We start from the raw sequence: 20658 nt of genomic DNA, 5'->3' as shown, positions 1-20658 counted from the left end.
ACGAAGAAGAAAACGATTCCGTGCCGATAAAAAAACTAAAAACTTTATTAGAGCACTATGACCTCTCTTAACTCCATGTAAAACGCCGCCCAAATAAAGGGCACTATTTTTTATGCAACTTTAAATCTTGATAAAACATCTTCAAGAGGTACGCCATTTTTAGCAGCCGTGTAAATCATAGTAATTTTCTCACGTTGAGTATTGGCACGTACCGCCTTTAATCCCGCTCCCAATGGTTGATAGCTACCCGTTCCGATAACACAATAGAGATAGGTAAGAGTAATTAGGACCAATATCCTGCCGATGGCTTGTGCAGAACGAGCCTGATATTTGTTAAAGCCAAAGTTTCCTTTGGTCTGGCGGAAAAAGATTTCAAGCGGCCACCGTTGGCTATAGTACTCCAGAATCGTTCTTTTTGATATACCCGTGTAATGGCTTCTTTGCGGATAGCACGCCAGGCATACTCTTGCTTCCACACGCCGTTGCTTAAGAATTTTCCATAGGTCGTACGGTGACATAAAGTATAACTGAGTGCCGCAATATCGACAACTTTACCGCGATATCCGGCTTGAACAGCTGCAATAATAAATTTTTCAATATGCCGGAATACGGATTTAGAAAAATAGAATGCGAAGGAAAGGCTCAATAAAAAATTGCGAATGGCGGAAGTTTCTGCTATGCTATGGTTAGAGACATCTGAATTTCCTTTCTGGTTGTGGTTTTGGTGTGAGAACTCATTCATAACACAGAAAGGGGTCAGTTGTCTCTATTTTTTTATCACTGGAATTATCTGGGGTTATTTTTGCTCATTTATAGTTGAAATTTAATATTAGAGACGAAAAAGTGTCGTAAAAAGGAGGCAACGTGCCACGCTTTTTCTTCCACTTTGCTAACTTCTTTAAATTCATGCTGCAAAAAGAAGCATTATGTAATGTTGTACTTTCCCCAAGACTCTATACTCATCTCGTGTTTCTCTTTAGCGTCTGCAAAGACCCTCTCAATAGTTTTTCCACGTTTTCATATAGGTATTTACCCCAGTCCGTATGTCCTCCGCATAGAAACTAACTAGCAGCTTGCCAATAGCGCGAGTAGCAGCAGAGCTTGGTGTTAATGAAAATACCCTGTATGAATGGATCAAACGCTATAAACAAAAACAAGATAATCCATTTCCGGGTAGCGGCAACTTAAGTAGCGAAGATGCTAAACTAAATTATGCATAAAATGACTAATATGCGGAAATAAACAAGGAGTTTGCTATAAATTGACGAAACATTGGGGTAATATCATAGATTTTTAAAGCTGAGAGCTGGGTGATAACAAAATTTCGAGAACTGCGAGTCTTTGATCTACGCTTGAGTAAGTAATCTTCTTTGAGAACGTGTTTTGCAGAGGAGTCGACAAGTGAATATTGAGAGGAAAAAACAACAAGTCCAAGGCACTAAGCCTTGAACTATAATGTATCAGATCTTTCGTTTTTTTGTCCTGAATTATAAAATAATGCGGGTTTTATTCAAACATTAATTACAACGGGGAGATGTGATGATTTTGCTGAAAAAGAGATACAGATATACAGCAGGTGTACTGCTTATCGTGTGTATAGCTGCACTTTTGGCAAGCTGCGGCAGCAAGATCAAGCCAGCTATGAACGATCCGGTCAAAAAGCTGGCAGGTGCGATTAGAGTTGAGCAGGTTCAGGCTGCTCCTGCGGAGCAATATTATGAAACTTCAGGGACAGTGAAAGCAAAAACCGTCAGCAAAATCGCTCCTAAAGTTATGGGAGAGGTTACCGCTGTGTATGTAAAGGCCGGAGATCGTGTGCAGGCTGGACAGGTTTTGGCTGAAATAGCAGATACTGATATCCGCCAAAAGCTGGCCGCGGCTGAAGCCGGACTGCGGGAGGCGGAAAAAGGCATGCAGATTGCGGAACGCAGCCGTTCTTTGCAGGCCGCTACGTATGAACGGTATGAGCGGCTGTATCAGCAGGCAGCTATCTCACGTCAGCAAGTAGATGAGATACGAACCCAGCATGAAATGGCACAATTGGCTTATGAACAGGCAAAGGCGAGCATGGAAAAAGCAACTGCTGGACTGGCAGAGGTGCAAGTCAGCAGCCGTTTAGTTTCGCCGATTTCCGGCATTGTGACTGAAAAAACGCTGGAACTTGGCAGTATGGTGCAGGCTGGTGTTTCCGTGATTACGGTTGAAGATAATGGAGCGTTTTTGATCGAATGCTATGTAGAGTCTGGACTAACTAGTAAGATACAAACAGGGATGAATGTTTGGGTAGATTTTGATGGGGTCAAGGAGCCTATGGCCGGTCAAGTCAGTGAAGTTGTACCGGCAGTGGATTCGGCGAGCCGATCATTTTTGGTCAAAATTTTGCTGACCGGAACTGACTTAAAAACCGGACTATATGGTAAGGTTCGTTTTCCCATTGGTCAGCAATCTATGATTCTGGTACCACAGGCAGCCGTTATCTCCAAGGGCCAGCTTACCGGTGTGTATATCATGGATGAGAATAAGCGGGTATGGTATCGTCTGGTACGGACTGGCCGGCAGCAGGATGGGAAGGTGGAAATTGTATCCGGCCTAAAAGGCGGTGAATATGTTGTTGTAAGAGGTATGGAAGATGCGGTTGACGGCGCTTTGGCCGGGGAGGTGACTGGGCTATGAAAGTTTTGGGGTTTGCCGGCCGGCTGGCCAAGGCTTTCATTGATTCTAAGCTGACGCCGATTCTAGTTTTAATGTCACTGCTTTTAGGAGTATTTGCTGTAACGCTTATGCCGCGAGAAGAAGAACCGCAGATCGTGGTGCCGATGCTGGATGTCATGGTCAGTTATCCTGGTGCGGCGGCGGCTGAAGTGGAAAATCGGGTTACAAAACCCATGGAGCAGCTTTTATGGGAGATTCCGGGCGTAGAATATATATACTCGATTGCCAAACCAGGCAGCAACTTAACCATTGTCCGCTTTCGCGTGGGCGAGAATGCAGAAGACAGTCTGGTGAAGCTGTATAATAAACTGATGTCCAATTATGACCGCATACCTTCTGGGGTATCGCAGCCGCTTATTAAGGCCCGCTCTATTGATGATGTGCCGATTTTGGCAGTGACGCTTTGGAGTGATAAACCCGGCTATTCCGGCTATGAACTCAGGAGAGTAGCCGTAGAATTGGCCGAACAGTTAAAAAAAGATGATGCGGTATCGGAAATTACGCTAATTGGCGGTCAAAAACGGCAGATCCGTATACAGCCCGATCCAGTTAAGCTGGCAGCCTACAATCTATCGTTAGGGCAGATTGCCGATACAACGGCACAGGCCAATTTTTTGCTGGCCAGCGGCAATATCCAGCAGGGCAACAAGGAAGTAAAGCTGGATGCCGGTCGATTGCTTGCGGATATTAAAGATGTGGAAAATATCGTTGTCGGTGTATATAATAATCGGCCGGTTTATTTAAAACAAGTAGCCACTGTACTTGATGGTCCGGAAGAACCTGACCAGTATGTTTTTATGGACGTGGGGGCAGGCGGCGAAAGTAAAGGTCTTCATGCAGAAGGGAACGGCCCCTATGAGGCGGTAACCCTATCGCTTGCCAAAAAGAAAGGGGCCAATGCAACAGTTGTTGCTGAGAGGGCGCTGGCAAAAGCCGAGGCACTTAGAGGAACACTGCTGCCCTATGATGTTCAATTTACGGTGACGCGTAATTATGGTGAAACTGCCAAAGAAAAATCAAATGAATTATTAGATCACATGCTGATTGCCACGATATCGGTAGTTTTTTTGATTGCTTTAGCCCTTGGCTGGCGGGAAGCCGGTGTGGTTGGCGTAGCCGTACCGGTTACCTTGGCGCTGACGCTTTTAATCAGCTATATGCTAAGTTATACGCTCAACCGGGTAACGCTGTTTGCGCTGATTTTTTCTATTGGTATTCTGGTGGATGATGCGATTGTTGTTGTCGAAAATATTCATCGCCGTTTTACGTTGGCCGGGCGTGCGGATCAGGAAATTGCCGCACTGGCGGTTGATGAGGTGGGTAATCCGACTATTTTAGCAACCTTTACCGTTATTGCTGCCTTGTTGCCGATGGCTTTTGTATCCGGCCTTATGGGGCCGTATATGCAACCGATTCCCGTGGGAGCATCAACTGCAATGCTGTTTTCGCTGTTGGTAGCCTTTATTGTGAGTCCGTGGCTGGGCTTTCGTTTGTTGCGATCAGCGAAGCACCAGACGCATGAAACCGGACAGGCGGATACCATTCACCGTCGTTATACCGCTATCTTACAGCCACTATTAGATTCGGCAAAAAAACGTCGGACGGTGTTGGCTGGCATTGTCGTTTTGCTGGGGCTTGCTGTTCTTACCATTCCGTTTAAGGGCGTAGAAGTAAAGATGCTGCCATTTGACAACAAAAGTGAATTGCAGATTATTATCGATATGCCGGAAGACAGTACGCTGGAACAAACGGCGGCCTTGACCAAAGAAATCGGCGCCTATCTAAAAACAGTTCCTGAAATTACCGATTTTCAAACTTATGTAGGTACGGCTTCGCCCTATAACTTTAACGGTCTGGTGCGGCATTATTTTCAACGGTCTGGCAGTAGCAGCGCTGACATACAGGTTAATTTTACCGACAAAAAGGAACGCTTGCAGCAAAGTCATGCACTGGCTAAAGCGTTGCGTCCTGCTATTGAAATGATCGGGAAAGCGTATAAAGCCAGGATAAAAGTGGCCGAGGTGCCGCCAGGACCACCCGTATTAAGTACGCTGGTGGCGGAAGTATACGGTCCGACACAGCAAGGACAGATTGCACTGGCAAAAGAAATCCGAGAAATCTTTAGACAGACTGACGGGGTAGTAGATGTTGACTGGTATGTAGAAGATGATCAGCCTAAGGTCTGGTTTGAAGTGGATCGGGAAAAAGCTGCCTATCACGGCATTAGCGCACAGGCTGTTGCTGCTATGTTGCATACTGCCATAAGCGGCAGTACAATCGGCTTAGCGCATATTCCGAACGAAAAAGAGCCGGTCGAACTTGTCCTTCGATTGCCTTATACAGACCGGGCCCAGCTATCAGAAACTAAGCTGTCGCAGCTTTTTCTTACAGGCAGCAGCGGTATACGAGTACCCGTATCCGAATTGGTAAAAAAACGGGAAGGAATAGAAGAAAAGACGATCTATCATAAAAATCTCAAACCGGTTACATATGTAATCGGTGATGTGGCCGGCAGTATGGAAAGTCCGGTATACGCGATTTTAAACATGAAAGATAAGGTGGCAGCCGTTAAGACGCCGGGAGGCTATCCGTTCGAGCAGTATTCTTCTGTTCAGCCTTGGCTGGAAGATAAATATGCTATGAAATGGGATGGGGAGTGGCATATTACGTATGAAGTATTCCGCGATATGGGGATGGCTTTTGCCGCTGTGCTTGTGCTGATTTATGTGTTGGTTGTGGCCTGGTTTAGAAGCTTTATTACGCCGCTCGTTATTATGGCGCCGATTCCCTTGACGCTAGTCGGAATTTTACCGGGGCATTGGCTGTTTGGCGCTTTCTTTACCGCAACCTCTATGATTGGCTTTATTGCGCTTTCAGGGATTATTGTACGCAACTCGATTTTGTTAATTGATTTCGTACAAGCTGAGATAAAAGAAGGTAAAACACTCAAACCAGCGCTGTTGGAGGCTGGGACTGTACGTTTTCGTCCTATCGTATTAACTGCGGCGGCTGTAGTAGTAGGTTCCTTTGTAATGCTGTTTGATCCCATTTTTCAAGGTTTGGCTATTGCTATGATGTTTGGGGCAGTAGCGGCAACGGGTTTAACGTTATTAGTTGTGCCGCTCTTATACTATGAATTTTTCGGCAAGACCAGCTATAAAAAGTCAAATACTTCGAGTTAAGAAATCAAAAAGTATCGTTTTTGGTTTGGCGGATATACAAATTACGGAAGAGTCCGACTGGATAGGATTGATAACCCGAACAGTAAGACCATTCTTACGTAGAAAAGAATGTAGAGCCAGCCGGCAGTGGCTGGTGACTTCCATGGCAACAAATACAATATTTAATTGCAGTATACAATGAAAAGTTTTAAGCAGTTTCCAAAATAAGCAGTGCATAAGCAGTTTTTCATTAAAAAAGCCTTCTGACAAAATCGTCAGAAGGCTTGAATTTACTAATGGTGCGCCCGGCAGGAATCGAACCTGCGCACCCGGCTCCGGCCGACTCGGGCCCATCCGCCTATAAACCCGCGTAGTTGCTGCACTCGCGGCACTTTTTGACCCAAAAACTCCTGTCAAACTGCTGTTCCGGTTAAGAAAATCATAACTCACTTTTTGATAAATTTCAAGGCTTATTGACTCAAATTACATCGGGATAAGCAACTACTTGTTTCCATTCTTGGAGGACATTAGATGGTATTTCAAAGGTCATCTTCTCTTTGTTTTTAAATGTAAATACAACTTCTGCCGTATTGGATGATTTAATCAAGTTTACAAGTCTTCTTACTTTTATATCATTTTCATTGTCATAAACTTCTACTCTTGCTTCAGTTAAATACTTCCCTTTACTATCCCCATATAATGGAAGCTTATCAAATTTCCCACTTGGAAAAACATAAGTTTTAGTTCCATCAAATTGGAGAACCGCGTCTGTTATATAATTCACGGTTTCGTTTTCATTTATAGTCTTTCCTTGATCAAAACCAATCCTATAACCTGTTACACTGGGATAAAACATTTTCACAATGAATACTTCTATTTTAACGTCTTCATTGGTTAGCATATTCGACGAATTAAATATCGTTTCTCTGGACCCATTATACTCGGTGGTCTTAGCAAAACATGCAGACATCATAACAAACATTAAACACCCAACAATTGCTACATACTTTATTACTTTCATAAACATCCCCTCTTCTTGGCAAAGTTCGGAACAGTTCCGAACTCCTTATTGAATTGCGCCCAGTACGGCAGCCTTATCTTCTTCGGTCAATGTATATTTAGCTACCGCTTCTTAGGCAGTCACTTTTTCGCGCTTCATAGCAATACGTACGGCATCCACCAACAACTGCAATTTTAACGGACTCATTATGCAGCACCTCCAGCGATCAGTTCAGCTATTAACAGCTTCAAATCATCAATTTCTTTCTGCATTTGCCCCTCTCGTGTCGGCAGGTAAAGAGGCGGTTCCGGAAGTGGTTCGTACTCATACCAGAGTTCTTTTGTCTCAGGGTTTACGAACAAAGACGGTACGCCCCTGCCTTCTTCGGGTGCAGGGATGCTGTCTATCATGATTCCAGACTTTTTTCTTTCTTCGCTTAACCGTTCGGGCTTAAACATCTGGAATATGACGCGGCATTTATTGGGTTCAAGTAACTCATATTCAATATAAACCATGGGTATCGTCCTCCTTAATAGCCTAACAGGCTCCAAAGCCTGAACTTGTTATATAGCCGTTCTTGGGTTCTTACTAACTTGCGGCCGATGCGAGCGGGTGCGTTAGTAAAGTTATAGGTTGGATAAACGGCCGGGTTTTCGTTGTAGCAATAATTATCAAAGTTTCTGGTGTCGTACATGTAATACACCAGATTGGCATTATTCTGTGCCGTATACAATCTTGATTTTTTCTGAGCGCCGCCTGCATTTTGGTTGCCTGCTGCATCAAAGAAGTGAATTGCTGTAACTACTTCCTCATTCCAGGAATGAACGCCGCCAGTTTCGGGAGACGCCGGAGAGACGCAGGGACGGTTCTTTTGTCTAGCTTCGCAATATCTTATTTATCCTATCTTTGTTAATATGGGTAATTGCCGCTATTTTCCTTATTGATAAATTGGTCTTTTCCTTAAATTCTTTGATCACACATCGCGCTATTTCTACCCTACTATCGCAATTAGCCGAATTAAGCATAGTATTCCAGAGTTCTTTTGCTGATTCTTCGTCCATTTCCACAGTTTCTTCATTCATATCAATAAAGGTTTCTACAGCATCTTGGTTTACATATTCTTTAAATTGCTTTTTGGCTGAATTTAAGTCTTCTGAAAAAATTCCAAGAATTACACCCGTATCCAACACTTTATTAAAATAATGATTCTCTAGCAAATATCCGTTATAGCTGCTCCATTTATATTCACCTGCTGATTTTACTATCCCTGCCTTCACCGGATTTTGATGGATATATCTAATTAATGCCAATATATATTGATCATCTTCTACAACTTCACTCTTAAACCTATCTTGAAATAAATGACCTACTCTCTTATATTTTTTATTAAAATAATAGACATAGCTAATGTTTATTTTTTTCATTACATTTGCTATGCCTTCAGTTCCTTCCTGCAGCATCAAATGGACATGATTATCCATTAGGCAAAATGCATGCAAAAAAAATTTATTGCCTTGTTTTTTTTCATATAGTATATCTATAAATCTAAGCCTATCTTCATCCTCAAAAAATATAGATTTCCTTTCATTTCCTCTAATCATAATATGGTAATATCCGCTATTACTTTTCTCCCGCCGTTTTCTTGTCACTGCTAATCACCCTTCTCCAGGATAAACCGGAAAGGATATTTTTGTCAAGACAAAAGAACCGTCACCATGTCTCCGGAACAGCGGTTTGCCAAGCTGTGTTCCTGGGGTCAAAAATCATTCAAAAATGCAAAAAACCCGCGAATCAAAATCCGCGAGTTTACTAGGTTTCTTGGTGCGCCCGGCAGGAATCGAACCTGCGCACCCGGCTCCGGAGGCCGGCGCTCTATCCCCTGAGCTACGGGCGCATTATACTGTGGCTTCAGCCGCAAATAAAATTATAGCATACCAGACGTACCATGTCCAATGATTTTAACATATTTTTTTCTTGTAACTTTTTACAGTTAAAATCATTCTTATTTAGCATCAGTAGGGGTCTGGCAATAAGGACATGTCCGCCATTCCCGGTTGAGTTCTTTGCCGCATGCCGTGCATTTTGGCTTTAGAGTGAAACTACAATATGGACATGCTTTATAGTCTTCTTTGATCTTGCCACCACACATTGGGCACTTCATCACCTCATCAACAGGCACAGCTTCAACATCAATAAAATCGTCATTCCGCCGTGGCTTCATGGGCGGCTTGCGACCCAACAAAAGGTAAAGTGGCAAAAATATAATTAGCGCGGCCAGCGTCCCGATCGACCACATTAACGCCGTTCCCCGGTCATGTCCCCGCCCCCGTGCATCATTATATACCCAATATGCGGCAATAGCAGCAATTAATAAGCCAAAAGTTGTCATCATATAAACAGTTCCTCCTTGAGAGCATACTATATAGTTAAAATTATACCATGCCGGAGCCACGTGTGGCAAAAAATAAACTAGGGCATTTAAAAACGCCCTAGTTTATTTTACTTGCTTATTTCATCCAAAGTCCGGCCTCGGGTTTCTTCGCCCAAAAGCCACACAATACCGGCAATTGCCAGCATAATGCCGGTAAACATAGTGAATACGTGAGCAAATCCTTGCGGGTTAATAACCATATAACCGACAACTGTAGGAGCCAAGATCCCGCCAAACCGGCCAACTGCCGCAGCCCATCCTGACCCGAAGGCCCGGATGCGGGTAGGATAAAGTTCAGGAGTATAAGTATAGACAACACCCCATGCACCCAGATTGAAAAACGACATAAGACTTCCCCAGACGAGTACTACTGCAGCATTGCCGCCTTGCCCAAAGAAATAGGCGCTTACTGCACTTAATGTCAAGTAGATGGACAACGTTGCCTTACGACCGATACGGTCGACTAAATACGCGGCGCTAAAATATCCCGGCAGTTGGGCCAAAGTCATAATCAACACATACTCGAAAGTTTTAAGCACTGTGTATCCCTGCTTAACCATAAGCGACGGCAACCAGGTAAATATGCCGTAGTACGAATATACTATACCAAACCAAAGCAACCAGAGCATTATTGTCCGCTTGGCAAACCGGTTTGTCCACAACTCACCGAAAGTTAAAGTCCGCTTAACCTGCTGCCGGGACTCGGGTTTGGCAGTTGCTACCGGTTGGGTTGACGGTCTGATACCGGCTGCCTGCTCAAGCATAGCAACAATTTTCCCGGCTTCGACCTGACGGCCTTTGTCAATCAAATACCGAACCGACTCAGGCACAGCCAATCTGATAAAAAAGACATACAGTGCCGGCAGCGCACCAATATAAAAAGCCATTTGCCAACCGTATCGCGGAATAACGAGATAAGAAATAAATGCGGCAACCAGCCAGCCTAATCCCCAAAAGCTCTCCAGCAAAACAATAAATCGCCCGCGGCTGGCTGGCGGCGAATATTCTGTCATAAGCGTTGCCGCTACCGGCAGTTCGCCCCCCAAACCAAACCCCACCAAAAATCTAAATACAAGTAATGATTCATAATTCCAGGCCACCCCACATAACCCGGTGGCTATACTATAAATTATCAGTGTGACAGAAAACACCATCTTTCGGCCAAACTTATCGGCAGCCAGACCTGACAACACCGCGCCGATTGCCATACCCAACAAACCGATGCTGCCGACATATCCCATCTGTGCGGCAGATAATCCCCACTCGTTAGCCAATACCGGTAATACAAAGGCAATGATACCGGTATCCATGGCATCGAACATCCAACCCAGACCGGTCAATATTAGCAGCTTGTAATGAAAACGGCTAATTGGAATTTGTTCCAAGCGACTGATAATATCCATTTTTTTCACCCCTTCTTGTCATTACATCTGTCTTGTCATCTAATATTTATTATACTTGTTCTACGTTAAGCTGGCAACTAATTATATTGCTAAAAAGACTAAAAGCTGTTGGCACACACGCGCAACAGCCGTTTTTGCTTATAATATTTTGAGTTTCATCAATCAAGCAAAATTCCAAGCGCCTTAAGCTCTGACGCAATTTTATGCAAAACTTCGGACGATGGCGCTTCAACAGTATGTATATGCACACCACCGGTGACAAGCGACAATGGCGCTGCTCCGCTTTCTGCTGATTTATGTAAAAACTCAGCTAAGTCGCGGCGGGAAGCCAACATTAGATTGGCTTTAATCTCACCATAAACAGGGTGCTCAACACTAACATCAAGTACCCGCCCACCATTATCAATAATTGCGGCAAGTTCTTCTTCCATCCCTTCACGGTCGTGACGGCAGGCAAATTTAGCTTTGACAGTTGTAGCCGGCGTTGCCGTCAAAATCACATAACCTTGCGGCGTAGCATAAATGTCAATGCCTGCAGCCCGCAAAATAGCGATGTCTCCAACGATAACCTGCCGGCTTACCCCAAATTCCTTAGCTAACATTGCGCCGGTTACCGGCTGCCTAGTACGTTTTAGCATACCGACAATCTGATCCCGCCGTTCTTTCGCTTCCATCAAAAATCTCCTCCGTCCCCAAACTGAAATGAAGTCGGTTTTAAATTTCAAATAAACCCATTCTGAAGTCAAGACTCACTTATCTATTATACGCAAAAACCCTGTTGTTCATTGTTTACCGGCAGCATGCAACATTCATCCTCAGCTAATGGCAGCAGTACAGTAAATACTGACCCTTTGCCTATTTGGCTGGATACTTTTATTTGCCCATTGTGATTTTGGATAATGTTGTAACATACCGACAATCCCAAGCCGGTACCGGTTTCTTTGGTGGTAAAGAAAGGGGTGCCCAACTTGTCAATTATCTCCGGCGGAATACCGTTACCGTTGTCTTCCACTCTCACAACCATCATACCTTGATATTTGCCGACTGCCATCGTAATATTTCCACCGTGTGGCACGGCCTCCACTGCATTTTTCAAAAGGTTAATAAATACCTGTTTAAGTTGAGCTATATCGCCGTAGGTATAACAGCCAACTTCCGGCAGTTGTAAGGTTAAGGCTACGCTTTTGCTATGTAGTTGACCTTCCATCAGCACTGCAATATCATTTAGCAGTTTACATATATTTACTTTTTCAAATACCGGCTCTTTAAGCGGGCGCGCCAGCATCTGAAACTCACTAATCAGCTTGTCTATCCGGCCAATCTCAGTAATAATTATTTCCAGATGCTCCCGCCGCGGCGGTTTGTCTGCCCGGCGGGCCATGAGCTGAATGAAGCCTTGTATTGACGTAAGCGGATTTCTAATTTCATGAGCAATCCCTGCCGCCAACTGATTAACACATGCCATGCGTTCAAGCCGCAGTTGCTCCCGCTCCCGCTCGTGACGTTTTCCTTGCCACCATACTCCGTATAATAGGGCAAAGCAAATAGTAACAAAAAAGAAACTTGCCGCCTCATCAATTGACTTACTTAAAACTCTGGCATATACCGTTTTAATGGGAATAGCCATTACCATCCGCCAGTTCGTATAGTATAAGTCAGTGTAGATAAGCAGCTTATCCATACCGTCTAAAAAAGATTTAAACGACACTATGCCGGATTTACCATTCAATAAGCCGCCAATTCCGTCTTTAAACAGCGATCCCTCCGGGTAAAATTGAGCCAGACGCGGATGGTAAATAATCTGAGCGCTGCTATCCATAACAAAAAAATATTGATTTTCCGGCATATGCTCCCGCAGCACAATCATTGCGATATTACTAATAGGCTCACACGCTAATAGTACTGCCGCCACGTTACCACTGTCATCCAAAACAGGAAGCAGAATACTTATATAAGCGTTTTCAATTTTTTCGCAGACAATCCGGTCGGACACAACCGGCCTTCCTGACAGCGCAGTCTTGAAGCTATCTTCAATGTCATGCACCTTAAAGGGAGGCTGTGTATATCCGGGAACTGTCCACAGGTCGGTAATTAGTGCACCGCTGGGATCATATAGCGCAACGTTGGCAAAATCCAACACATCAGCAGCCAGTAATAATTTCTTGCGTGCCCGCTTAGGTTCAAGGCTACGTATATCTTGATCAGCCGCTAGAAGCTTGAGCCCGGTAAGCCGAGCATTAAAATACATATCCAAATTATTAGCGGCCACAGACAATCGCTCTCGTTCCGCCGCCATCACCATCCGGTATTGATAGTTTAAATAGTTAATTATTACACCGGCAATAATTGCCACCAGGGCAATGCCAATCAAAGCTGTCATTAATTGATTTTTTTGTTTTGAAAATAACACCGGATTTCACCGCCTTTTTTGACATAATTCGCTAAAATTCAGACTTATCCTGCCCAAATCAGCTAACTCTGATAGTTTTTTCACATTGCGTAAATAAAAAAAGTCTTCAGACTCGCTGAAGACTTTTTATTGGTGGGCGATGACAGGATCGAACTGCCGACATCCTGCTTGTAAGGCAGGCGCTCTCCCGGCTGAGCTAATCGCCCATATGGTGACCCGTAGGGGATTCGAACCCCTGATACCGCCGTGAAAGGGCGGTGTCTTAACCACTTGACCAACGGGCCAATAGACGAGTTATTAGGATGTTCTTCGCTACGCTCAGAACTAAGCGATTCACGCGGTTTTCCGCGTCGCGTTACTCCTAAAAACCCGGTTTGCTGCTTATGGCTCCTCGAGTAGGACTCGAACCTACGACCGATCGGTTAACAGCCGATTGCTCTACCAACTGAGCTATCGAGGAACGTTTCATGACATAATGAATTATATAATAGCCGAAATAAAAATGCAAGTAGTATGCAGTAATTTTTTTATTGCCAATTAGTAGCATATTTACAGTTGAAGAAATGCCTTTAAAGGATATTTTGGTTAAAACATCAAATACTGATAATAGCCTAAGTAGCAACCCACGTCAAGGAGGTATTATTTTGGACCCACGAATAAAAACTCTGGCCAGAAATCTGATTGGCTACTCCACCAGCCTGCAAAGCGGTGAAAAAATACTAATCGAGATGTTTGATGACGCCCTGCCGCTTGCTAAAGCGCTCGTAGATGAGGCTTACCAGGCTGGTGCCTTACCCTTTCTCGAATTAAAAAACAACCAGTTGCAGCGGGCTTTACTTATGAAAGCGTCCAGTGAGCAACTCAAGCTGGCTGCCTCCTGGGAACAGGCCAGAATGAAAGAGATGGACGCATATATTGGCATAAGAGCCAGTTTTAACATCACCGAGATGGCAGATGTACCGCCCGCCCAATTACAAAGTTACCAACAAGATTGGGTTAAGCCGGTGCATATCGATGTACGCGTACCCAAAACTAAGTGGTGTATCTTGCGCTGGCCTAATGCCTCAATGGCTCAATTGGCTAACATGAGTACCGAAGCCTTTGAAGATTTTTACTTTAATGTATGCAACCTTGATTACAATAAAATGGCCAAAGCTATGGATCCTTTAATCGAGCTTCTGCAAAAAACTGATAAAGTGAAGATTAGCGGCCCTGGTACCGACCTTACTTTTTCTATAAAAGGCATACCGGCCGTAAAATGTTCTGGCCTCAGAAATATACCGGACGGCGAAGTATACACCGCGCCTGTTAAGAATTCTGTAAATGGTGTACTTACCTATAATACTCCGGCGGTATATCAAGGCTTTACCTATGAAAATATTAGCCTGGAATTCAAAGATGGCAAAATAGTCAAAGCTACAGCCAATGATAGTGAAAAAATCAATAAAATATTCGACACTGACGAAGGCGCCCGCTATATCGGGGAGTTTGCCCTGGGTGTCAACCCCTATATTGAAACACCAATGAAAGATACACTGTTTGATGAAAAAATCAAAGGCAGCTTCCATTTTACCCCCGGCAATGCCTATGACGCCGCTTACAACGGCAACAAGTCTGCCATCCATTGGGATTTAGTCTGCATTCAAAATCCCGCATACGGCGGCGGCGAAATCTGGTTTGACGAAAAACTTATTCGCAAAGACGGCCGGTTTGTTGTTCCAGAACTTGAAGGACTGAATCCGGAAAATTTAATGTAATACAGAAAAAGCGAGATTGCTATATATAAGTTATAAGTGGCAATCTCGCTTTTATTATATTTCTCTCTATTTTAATAGTTCTTGAACAAAGTTGGGAAGGACAAAACAACTTTTTTGAACTTCCCGGTTGTGATACCTTGTGCCAAAGTTTTCCGGAATACGGGCTGTATCAACGTTAACAGGATCATATTGCTTAGAGCCGATAGTAAAGCAGTGCAGACCGCTTGGATACAGCGGAATACTGGCCAAATACAGACGGGTAACAGGAAATAATGATGAAATATCTTTATTAAGGCGTTTAATAAGTTCCTGGTGATAAAAAGGCGATTCAGTCTGTTGTACAAACAAGCCATCAGGCTTTAATGCCTTGTACACATCCTGATAAAAGGCGTGGGTAAACAAGCCTTCCCCCGGTCCTATAGGGTCGGAACAGTCAACAATTATGACGTCATACTTGTTCTCCACTTCTTGCATATGTTTAATGCCGTCCCCGATTTTAAGGCGCAGTTTTGGATGATTTTCATTTAAAGCTACACTAATTTCCGGCAGATACTTTTTGCATACATCAACTACCAATCCATCAATTTCCACCATCTCAGCTACTTCTACCGACTGATGTTTAACTACTTCACGAATAGTACCTCCGTCACCGCCCCCAATAACCAGAACTGTTTGGGGATTGGGGTGGGTAAATAACGGTACATGGGCGATCATCTCATGATAAATAAACTCATCGAAAACTGAAGTCTGGAAAACACCGTCTAACACCAGCATCCGGCCGAATTCGTGGGAATCAACAACGGCAACTTCCTGAAAATCCGACTTATTGGCATAAAGTGTTTCTTTTATCCGGACAGTAAGCCCTAAATTTTTGGTCTGATATTCAGTATACCACAACTCCATTTATATTCCCCCTCATTTATTTAGATTTAAGTTACTACATTAATATAATTTGTACAGGCACAAATTTTATCACAAAATTTGCCACATTAAAAGTATAATTTGAAAATCTTTAATAAATGCGGGAAAAAATTTGATTTTAACAAAGCGCCTTATTGTTTAAGCCGCCAGCAAATCTGCTGGCGGCTTGTTTGTACCACCGTTTTCCTATTCTTCTTCAGGGCGCTTGCCATACTTATATTTATACTTGGGCGCATTTTTAGGCGGCATCTCACAATAGCCTTCACACTCATCATTATCTTCTTCTTCACAATCGTCCTCATCATATTCTTCCATTTCTAAGAGCTCAGATGGTCCGAGGCCGGTAGCGCCGGAAAAACTATGACAATGGCCGTCGTCTTTACTGGTTACCCCTTCAAAATAGTGAACATGATTGCCATCCGGCATATCAATCGCCGGCCCGGTCATAACATCTTCCATGTGCCAATGACCTTCTTCACCTTCTTCACTGATAAAAGAAGTACGGCCATGGATCCTGTGAACATGACTCATTCCTTTCTCCCGCGCCGGTCCGCTTACTCCCATTACAATATGCTGATGGTCATCTGCCACATCAACATCAAGCAAATAGGTATGAACATGTATACATGATTGATCATTATGGTGATGATAATTATGCTTCCGGTCTTCTTCATTAATAGGCATAGCCTGTCGCACCTCCAAAAGATTGTTGCATAGTATCCTATGCTCCAGGCCACCCATCGGCTACTCATAATTTTGTTTACATATTATTTTAACGTGTCAACTAGATCATAACAGGCATATATTATAGTAACTAAATCTAATGTCTCTGCGGAGGTGCATTAATGTTTGGAATTAAAGAAAATGCTAAAACATTTTCCACCCGTATGTTTATTCTGGCCGCAATTACCGGCCTTTTAATCTCTTTATGCACACCTCTGACCTATCTCTGCTTGGGCTGGAAGGCCAAACAGGCCGATACCGCTGCATTAGCCCAACAAATTGCCCACGAAATTCTGGAAATTATTATCATTAATCCGCCAAATTCATCTCAAGGTGAGTTGCTGCAAATGAAAAAATTATTGGCTACTTACCAGCAAAAACAAGATATTAAGCATGTCAAAATCATCACCAGTTGTTCAAATCTCGAAAGCCAGTCTGCCATATTTATGCCGGCGCTGTTTGATATCAGCCACCGCACCGACATAGCCTTTCACGGCAAAAACTATGGATACGTTGAAGTAACAACAACCGCAGCTAATGTTATCATGTCTACGCTGCTACTCACAGGTATCTTTTTCGGGTTGGGTTTGTTAACCAATACTTTACTCTATCGCTTGCCTGTCGACATTGTTAGCGAAAACGAAAAAAATCTAAAAAATATGGCTGATGAACTAAAAAAATCCACCGCTGAACTAACATATGTCAAATCCTTGCTGGAGCAGACAACACTAGTTGACAGCAAAACCACTCATTATGATTCTGTCTATTCCAATGAACCGCCAGATAAATGAAATTCAAAAAGACTATGGTTATATTCCCAGCCACCGGAGCGACAGCATAGCCGTTAGCCCCAAACCCATTGTGAGTATTGCGTTCCGGCATTTATATGCAACAATGGCTGCTAGTACCCCAGCCAGCAGGTAATGGTTACCAAAAGAGACATCAATATGACCCTTGGGCAAGACCAGCGAAGGTACAATAAGAGCTGTCAGAATTGCAGTCGGAACATGTTTGAACCAACGCTCAAACCAACGTGGCAGTCCTGTCTTACTCAATAATGCCAACGCGCCAAATCTTGTGAAGAAAGTTGCCACCGCCATGCCGGCAATCATAAGCATTATTTCAAACCGCATGCTTTTCCTCCTTTTCTAATATGCCGCCTGTTATACTGGCTGCCACACAGGCGGCAATTATATACCATTTTCCCGGGAAATAAGCGGCTCCAATTATGGCAGTTATAGCAGCTACGCCGCATACCGCAACACTCACAAAGTTAACCAGTCGCGGCATCAGCATTGCCAGAAACGTTGCCGGCATAGCAAAATCAAGTCCCCACGCCAACGGGTCAGGTATATAGCGGCCTACCACTACACCTAAAACAGTCGATATAGCCCAGGTAATGTAAAACGCTACACTACTCCCTATTTGGTAACTGGCACTATACCCTGCTCTGGTTGTACGGTTAACAGTAACAGCATACGACTCATCAGTCAGAGTAAAGGCCAGCAACAATTGCCGGGTAAGCGGCAGTTTAAGAAGATGTGGTGCCAGCGAAGCCCCCATCAACAAATGACGAAGATTGATCAGTAAAGTTGTAAACACTATAAGGCCCCAGCCGGTTATTCCAGCCCCTAACATGGTAATACTGATAAATTGCGCCGCACCGGCAAATACCAGCAGCGACATACTCACAGTTTCTACAGGAGTTAATCCGGCTGTCAGTCCCATAACACCACAGGTAATGCCAAACGGCACAACTCCCATCATAACAGGAAGACTGTCGCGTATTCCTTGCCAATAATCTTTCATCAAAAATCACCACCTTTATATAATTTATTTCATAGTACCCGGCAGGAAAAACATTGTAAATATCCAATTATGGAAATATATAAATAAATTGGATATTTTGGGGGATTTATAAAATTGGATATATCCAAACTTTTTACCAATGTGTTACTACAACCTCGCTCACCTATTCCGTTATATAGTCAAATTGCCGGTGTACTCTCGGAAAACATCAAAAACAATATTATACCTGCAGGAACAAAACTACCGCCTGAACGCGAACTGGCTACCATGCTAAGAGTAAGCCGCACCACGGCTATTAATGCTTACCGGCAGCTTGAACGGCAGGAACTTATCAGTACTAAAGTGGGCAGCGGCACCTACGTCAGCAATGTAACATTACCTGCTGCACCCAATCCGTGTGTCCCCTGGCCCCAATTATTTGTACCCAGTCCAAACACGCAGTTGCCGTCCATTATCCGGGAGCTGATGGCGTCGGCAGCAACAGACGATATTATCTCCCTGGCTGCGGGCATGCCAGACCCATCACTGTACCCGCTTAAAAACTTCCACCGGTTGTTAGTTCAGCAATTTTCACAGCTGAACAATTCTGATTTAGGTCACATTCCTACCGAAGGATATACGCCCCTCCGCCGAGCACTGGCATCCATGCTGGTAAACAAGGGCTGGGCAGTGAAACCCGAGAATACGATGATTGTAACCGGCTCACAGCAGGGACTCTATCTGATAACCAAAATATTTCTGGAACCCGGGGACTACGTTGTGGTAGAATCTCCTACCTATCTGGGAGCCATTCAACTGTTTAACGCCGCCAATGCCCGCCTGCTCAGCTTGCCGGCGGCCGGCCGGTTGCCGCTTGATCTATTACAAGATTATCTTATCCGTTACCGGCCTAAGCTGCTATACATTATGCCAACTTTTCAAAATCCCAACGGCCGGGTTATCCCGCTGGAAGAACGGCGTGCGCTCTTAAATCTGGCAGCAAAGCACCGCTTAGTAATTATCGAGGATGACCCCTATGGCGAGTTGTATTACTCCCAACAGCCTCCCCCTTCGCTCAAGGCGCTTGATCACTATGGGGGAGTCATAGCCCTCGGCACTTTCTCTAAAATTATTTTTCCCGGACTGCGCACCGGTTGGCTTGTCGCGCCTGAAACAGTAATTAACCGCTTTGCTCTCGAAAAACAGTATATAGACCTTCACACCGGCAACATATCGCAAAAACTGCTCTATGACTATTTAAGCGAGGGATTGCTCGACAGCCATCTCACCTTTATCCGTGCCGAATATAAAAAACGCCGTGATGTAGCAGCCAATGCCCTCAAACGCTACTGCAGCCCTCACCTTGACTTTACGCTGCCTGAAGGCGGCTTCTATTTCTGGTGCACACTTAGCCGAGGAATCTTAGCCCGGCAATTGTTGCACGAGGCTACCAAAGTTGGCGTATCCTTTGTTCCGGGTGAAGCGTTTTATAGCGATACCTCCGGTAGCAGCGAGTTCCGGTTGTGTTTTGTAACTCACCATGCAGACCAGTTGGTGGAGGGCATAAAACGCCTAAGCAAAGCACTCCAAGTACTGGCAAATAATAATGCCGGCAACTATACACTGCCGGCTATTACTCCCGTTATTTAATATATATTAGTTTAAGTTGCCTTAACATTAACATCAAATTCGGCGTCGACGGCTAGGCTTTAAGATACTCACAAGAGCCGCCAAATTTCGTCTGGCAGACTGTTCATACTTTGCCCGGAAATAACTTGTCTGATAAATAGCCGGCAAGCTAAGGAACCTTTCTAATATCTGTTGCCTTGAAATCCGGTACTCCTCCTCACTAAGAAACTGATACTCGGCCCTTATCTGAGTTTCATAATCGAGAAAACTTAACCATTCCCGTCCCAGCACCGCAAGGTCACTATCCGTTAAATAAGCACCGTCACTGGTGGCAGCCGGCCTAAGGTGACCGGTCTGCAGTATTAAATCTGCTGACTGACGGCCAAACCCGGGTGGCAGACCAAGCTCGGCAGCTGCATAGCAGGCAACCGCCGAGCTTAAATATTCATTAGTATCGGCATTAGGTACGCACACGATATCATGAAACCATAGCGCATATTCTACAAGTCTTGGGTCAGACAGCTCACTTCTGACCTCGTCTAGATGACCGAGAACATCGGCAAGGTGTTTCATGCTGTGATAATGGCGGAAATATTGGCTATAACTGCTGTGGATAATATAATAAATTTTGTCGACGGCCTGAGACGCACACCCTAACGAGCGGGTCAGGCCTTGCCAGCGGGCTAATAAATACGGCATGATCACGCCTCCGGAGCAATAGTT

18 protein-coding genes, 4 tRNA genes and 2 pseudogenes are annotated in these 20658 nt (G+C 44.2%); 6 read left to right on the top strand and 18 right to left on the bottom strand.

The genetic code is table 11. From position 1 onward, the window contains the following. Window positions 1-110: 110 nt before the first annotated feature. Together SCACP_RS05550 and SCACP_RS05545 are read right to left on the bottom strand one after the other, a co-directional pair. Window positions 111-679: pseudogene (locus SCACP_RS05550) on the bottom strand (transposase). 169 nt (window positions 680-848) lie between these two features. Next, window positions 849-1017, bottom strand: a pseudogene (locus SCACP_RS05545) (IS5/IS1182 family transposase); the annotation flags it as partial. A 56-nt stretch (window positions 1018-1073) separates the two neighbouring features. On the opposite strand from SCACP_RS05545, the gene SCACP_RS05540 reads away from it, so the two are divergent. From SCACP_RS05540 to SCACP_RS05530, 3 genes are all read left to right on the top strand, one after another. Continuing rightward, window positions 1074-1220, top strand: a complete 147-nt coding sequence (locus SCACP_RS05540; protein ID WP_425060386.1) for a transposase — start codon at window positions 1074-1076, stop codon at window positions 1218-1220. Window positions 1221-1545: 325 nt separating this feature from the next. Next, complete coding sequence (locus SCACP_RS05535; protein WP_425060385.1) at window positions 1546-2673, top strand: efflux RND transporter periplasmic adaptor subunit; 1128 nt, start codon at window positions 1546-1548, stop codon at window positions 2671-2673. After that, window positions 2670-5894, top strand: a complete 3225-nt coding sequence (locus tag SCACP_RS05530) for an efflux RND transporter permease subunit (RefSeq protein WP_425060384.1) — start codon at window positions 2670-2672, stop codon at window positions 5892-5894. Before SCACP_RS05535 ends, SCACP_RS05530 begins: the two co-directional genes overlap by 4 nt. 457 nt (window positions 5895-6351) lie before the next feature. Here the strand turns inward: SCACP_RS05530 and SCACP_RS05525 are convergent, their stop codons facing one another. The 11 genes from SCACP_RS05525 to SCACP_RS05475 form a co-directional block, all read right to left on the bottom strand. Continuing rightward, a complete protein-coding gene (locus SCACP_RS05525) occupies window positions 6352-6894 on the bottom strand; it encodes a hypothetical protein (protein WP_425060383.1) in 543 nt (180 codons plus the stop codon). 185 nt (window positions 6895-7079) lie between these two features. Then, window positions 7080-7388 (bottom strand): hypothetical protein, encoded by a 309-nt coding sequence (locus tag SCACP_RS05520; protein ID WP_425060382.1) that lies wholly within the window; start codon window positions 7386-7388, stop codon window positions 7080-7082. Window positions 7389-7748: 360 nt separating this feature from the next. Beyond that, entirely contained in the window at window positions 7749-8522 is a 774-nt protein-coding gene (locus tag SCACP_RS05515) for a transposase (RefSeq protein ID WP_425060381.1), read from the bottom strand. A 170-nt stretch (window positions 8523-8692) separates the two neighbouring features. Next, window positions 8693-8767 (bottom strand) — tRNA-Arg (locus SCACP_RS05510). A gap of 108 nt (window positions 8768-8875) precedes the next feature. Continuing rightward, entirely contained in the window at window positions 8876-9265 is a 390-nt protein-coding gene (locus tag SCACP_RS05505; RefSeq protein ID WP_425060380.1) for a double zinc ribbon domain-containing protein, read from the bottom strand. A 107-nt stretch (window positions 9266-9372) separates the two neighbouring features. After that, the gene (locus SCACP_RS05500; protein WP_425060379.1) at window positions 9373-10707 is read right to left on the bottom strand and encodes an MFS transporter; all 1335 of its coding nucleotides are present in this window, start codon (window positions 10705-10707) and stop codon (window positions 9373-9375) included. Window positions 10708-10865: 158 nt separating this feature from the next. Next, window positions 10866-11381, bottom strand: a complete 516-nt coding sequence (locus SCACP_RS05495; protein WP_425060378.1) for a transcription repressor NadR — start codon at window positions 11379-11381, stop codon at window positions 10866-10868. Window positions 11382-11467: 86 nt separating this feature from the next. Continuing rightward, window positions 11468-13087: a sensor histidine kinase gene (locus SCACP_RS05490; protein WP_425060377.1), complete on the bottom strand. Its 1620-nt coding sequence runs from the start codon at window positions 13085-13087 to the stop codon at window positions 11468-11470. 160 nt (window positions 13088-13247) lie between these two features. Beyond that, window positions 13248-13323 (bottom strand) — tRNA-Val (locus tag SCACP_RS05485). A gap of 3 nt (window positions 13324-13326) precedes the next feature. Then, window positions 13327-13401, bottom strand: a tRNA-Glu gene (locus SCACP_RS05480). Between the two features lie 100 nt (window positions 13402-13501). Then, window positions 13502-13577, bottom strand: a tRNA-Asn gene (locus tag SCACP_RS05475). A gap of 184 nt (window positions 13578-13761) precedes the next feature. Here SCACP_RS05475 and SCACP_RS05470 point away from each other — a divergent pair. Continuing rightward, on the top strand, window positions 13762-14874 hold the full coding sequence (locus tag SCACP_RS05470; RefSeq protein WP_425060376.1) for an aminopeptidase: 1113 nt from the start codon (window positions 13762-13764) through the stop codon (window positions 14872-14874). A 66-nt stretch (window positions 14875-14940) separates the two neighbouring features. Here SCACP_RS05470 and speE read toward each other — a convergent pair whose 3' ends face one another. Together speE and SCACP_RS05460 are read right to left on the bottom strand one after the other, a co-directional pair. Continuing rightward, window positions 14941-15777, bottom strand: a complete 837-nt coding sequence (gene speE / locus SCACP_RS05465) for a polyamine aminopropyltransferase (RefSeq protein WP_425060375.1) — start codon at window positions 15775-15777, stop codon at window positions 14941-14943. Window positions 15778-15981: 204 nt separating this feature from the next. Then, a complete protein-coding gene (locus tag SCACP_RS05460; RefSeq protein ID WP_425060374.1) occupies window positions 15982-16479 on the bottom strand; it encodes a YmaF family protein in 498 nt (165 codons plus the stop codon). A 161-nt stretch (window positions 16480-16640) separates the two neighbouring features. Between SCACP_RS05460 and SCACP_RS05455 the strand changes: the two genes are divergently transcribed. Continuing rightward, window positions 16641-17309 (top strand): hypothetical protein, encoded by a 669-nt coding sequence (locus SCACP_RS05455; RefSeq protein ID WP_425060373.1) that lies wholly within the window; start codon window positions 16641-16643, stop codon window positions 17307-17309. A gap of 18 nt (window positions 17310-17327) precedes the next feature. Here SCACP_RS05455 and SCACP_RS05450 read toward each other — a convergent pair whose 3' ends face one another. Together SCACP_RS05450 and SCACP_RS05445 are read right to left on the bottom strand one after the other, a co-directional pair. Continuing rightward, entirely contained in the window at window positions 17328-17651 is a 324-nt protein-coding gene (locus SCACP_RS05450) for an AzlD domain-containing protein (RefSeq protein ID WP_425060372.1), read from the bottom strand. Continuing rightward, window positions 17641-18327 (bottom strand): AzlC family ABC transporter permease, encoded by a 687-nt coding sequence (locus tag SCACP_RS05445; protein ID WP_425060371.1) that lies wholly within the window; start codon window positions 18325-18327, stop codon window positions 17641-17643. Before SCACP_RS05445 ends, SCACP_RS05450 begins: the two co-directional genes overlap by 11 nt. A 114-nt stretch (window positions 18328-18441) precedes the next feature. Between SCACP_RS05445 and SCACP_RS05440 the strand changes: the two genes are divergently transcribed. Continuing rightward, window positions 18442-19956, top strand: coding sequence for a PLP-dependent aminotransferase family protein (locus SCACP_RS05440; protein ID WP_425060370.1), 1515 nt, complete (start codon window positions 18442-18444; stop codon window positions 19954-19956). A 33-nt stretch (window positions 19957-19989) separates the two neighbouring features. On the opposite strand, the gene SCACP_RS05435 is transcribed toward SCACP_RS05440, so the two are convergent. After that, window positions 19990-20634 (bottom strand): hypothetical protein, encoded by a 645-nt coding sequence (locus SCACP_RS05435; protein WP_425060369.1) that lies wholly within the window; start codon window positions 20632-20634, stop codon window positions 19990-19992. Window positions 20635-20658 lie beyond the last annotated feature (24 nt).

Source organism: Sporomusaceae bacterium ACPt (genome assembly GCA_041428575.1).
Taxonomy (GTDB): Bacteria; Bacillota; Negativicutes; order Sporomusales; family Sporomusaceae; genus Sporomusa_D; species Sporomusa_D carbonis.
The sequence above is the reverse complement of the archived record's forward strand: the minus strand, read 5'-3'. Positions and strand labels throughout refer to the sequence as shown.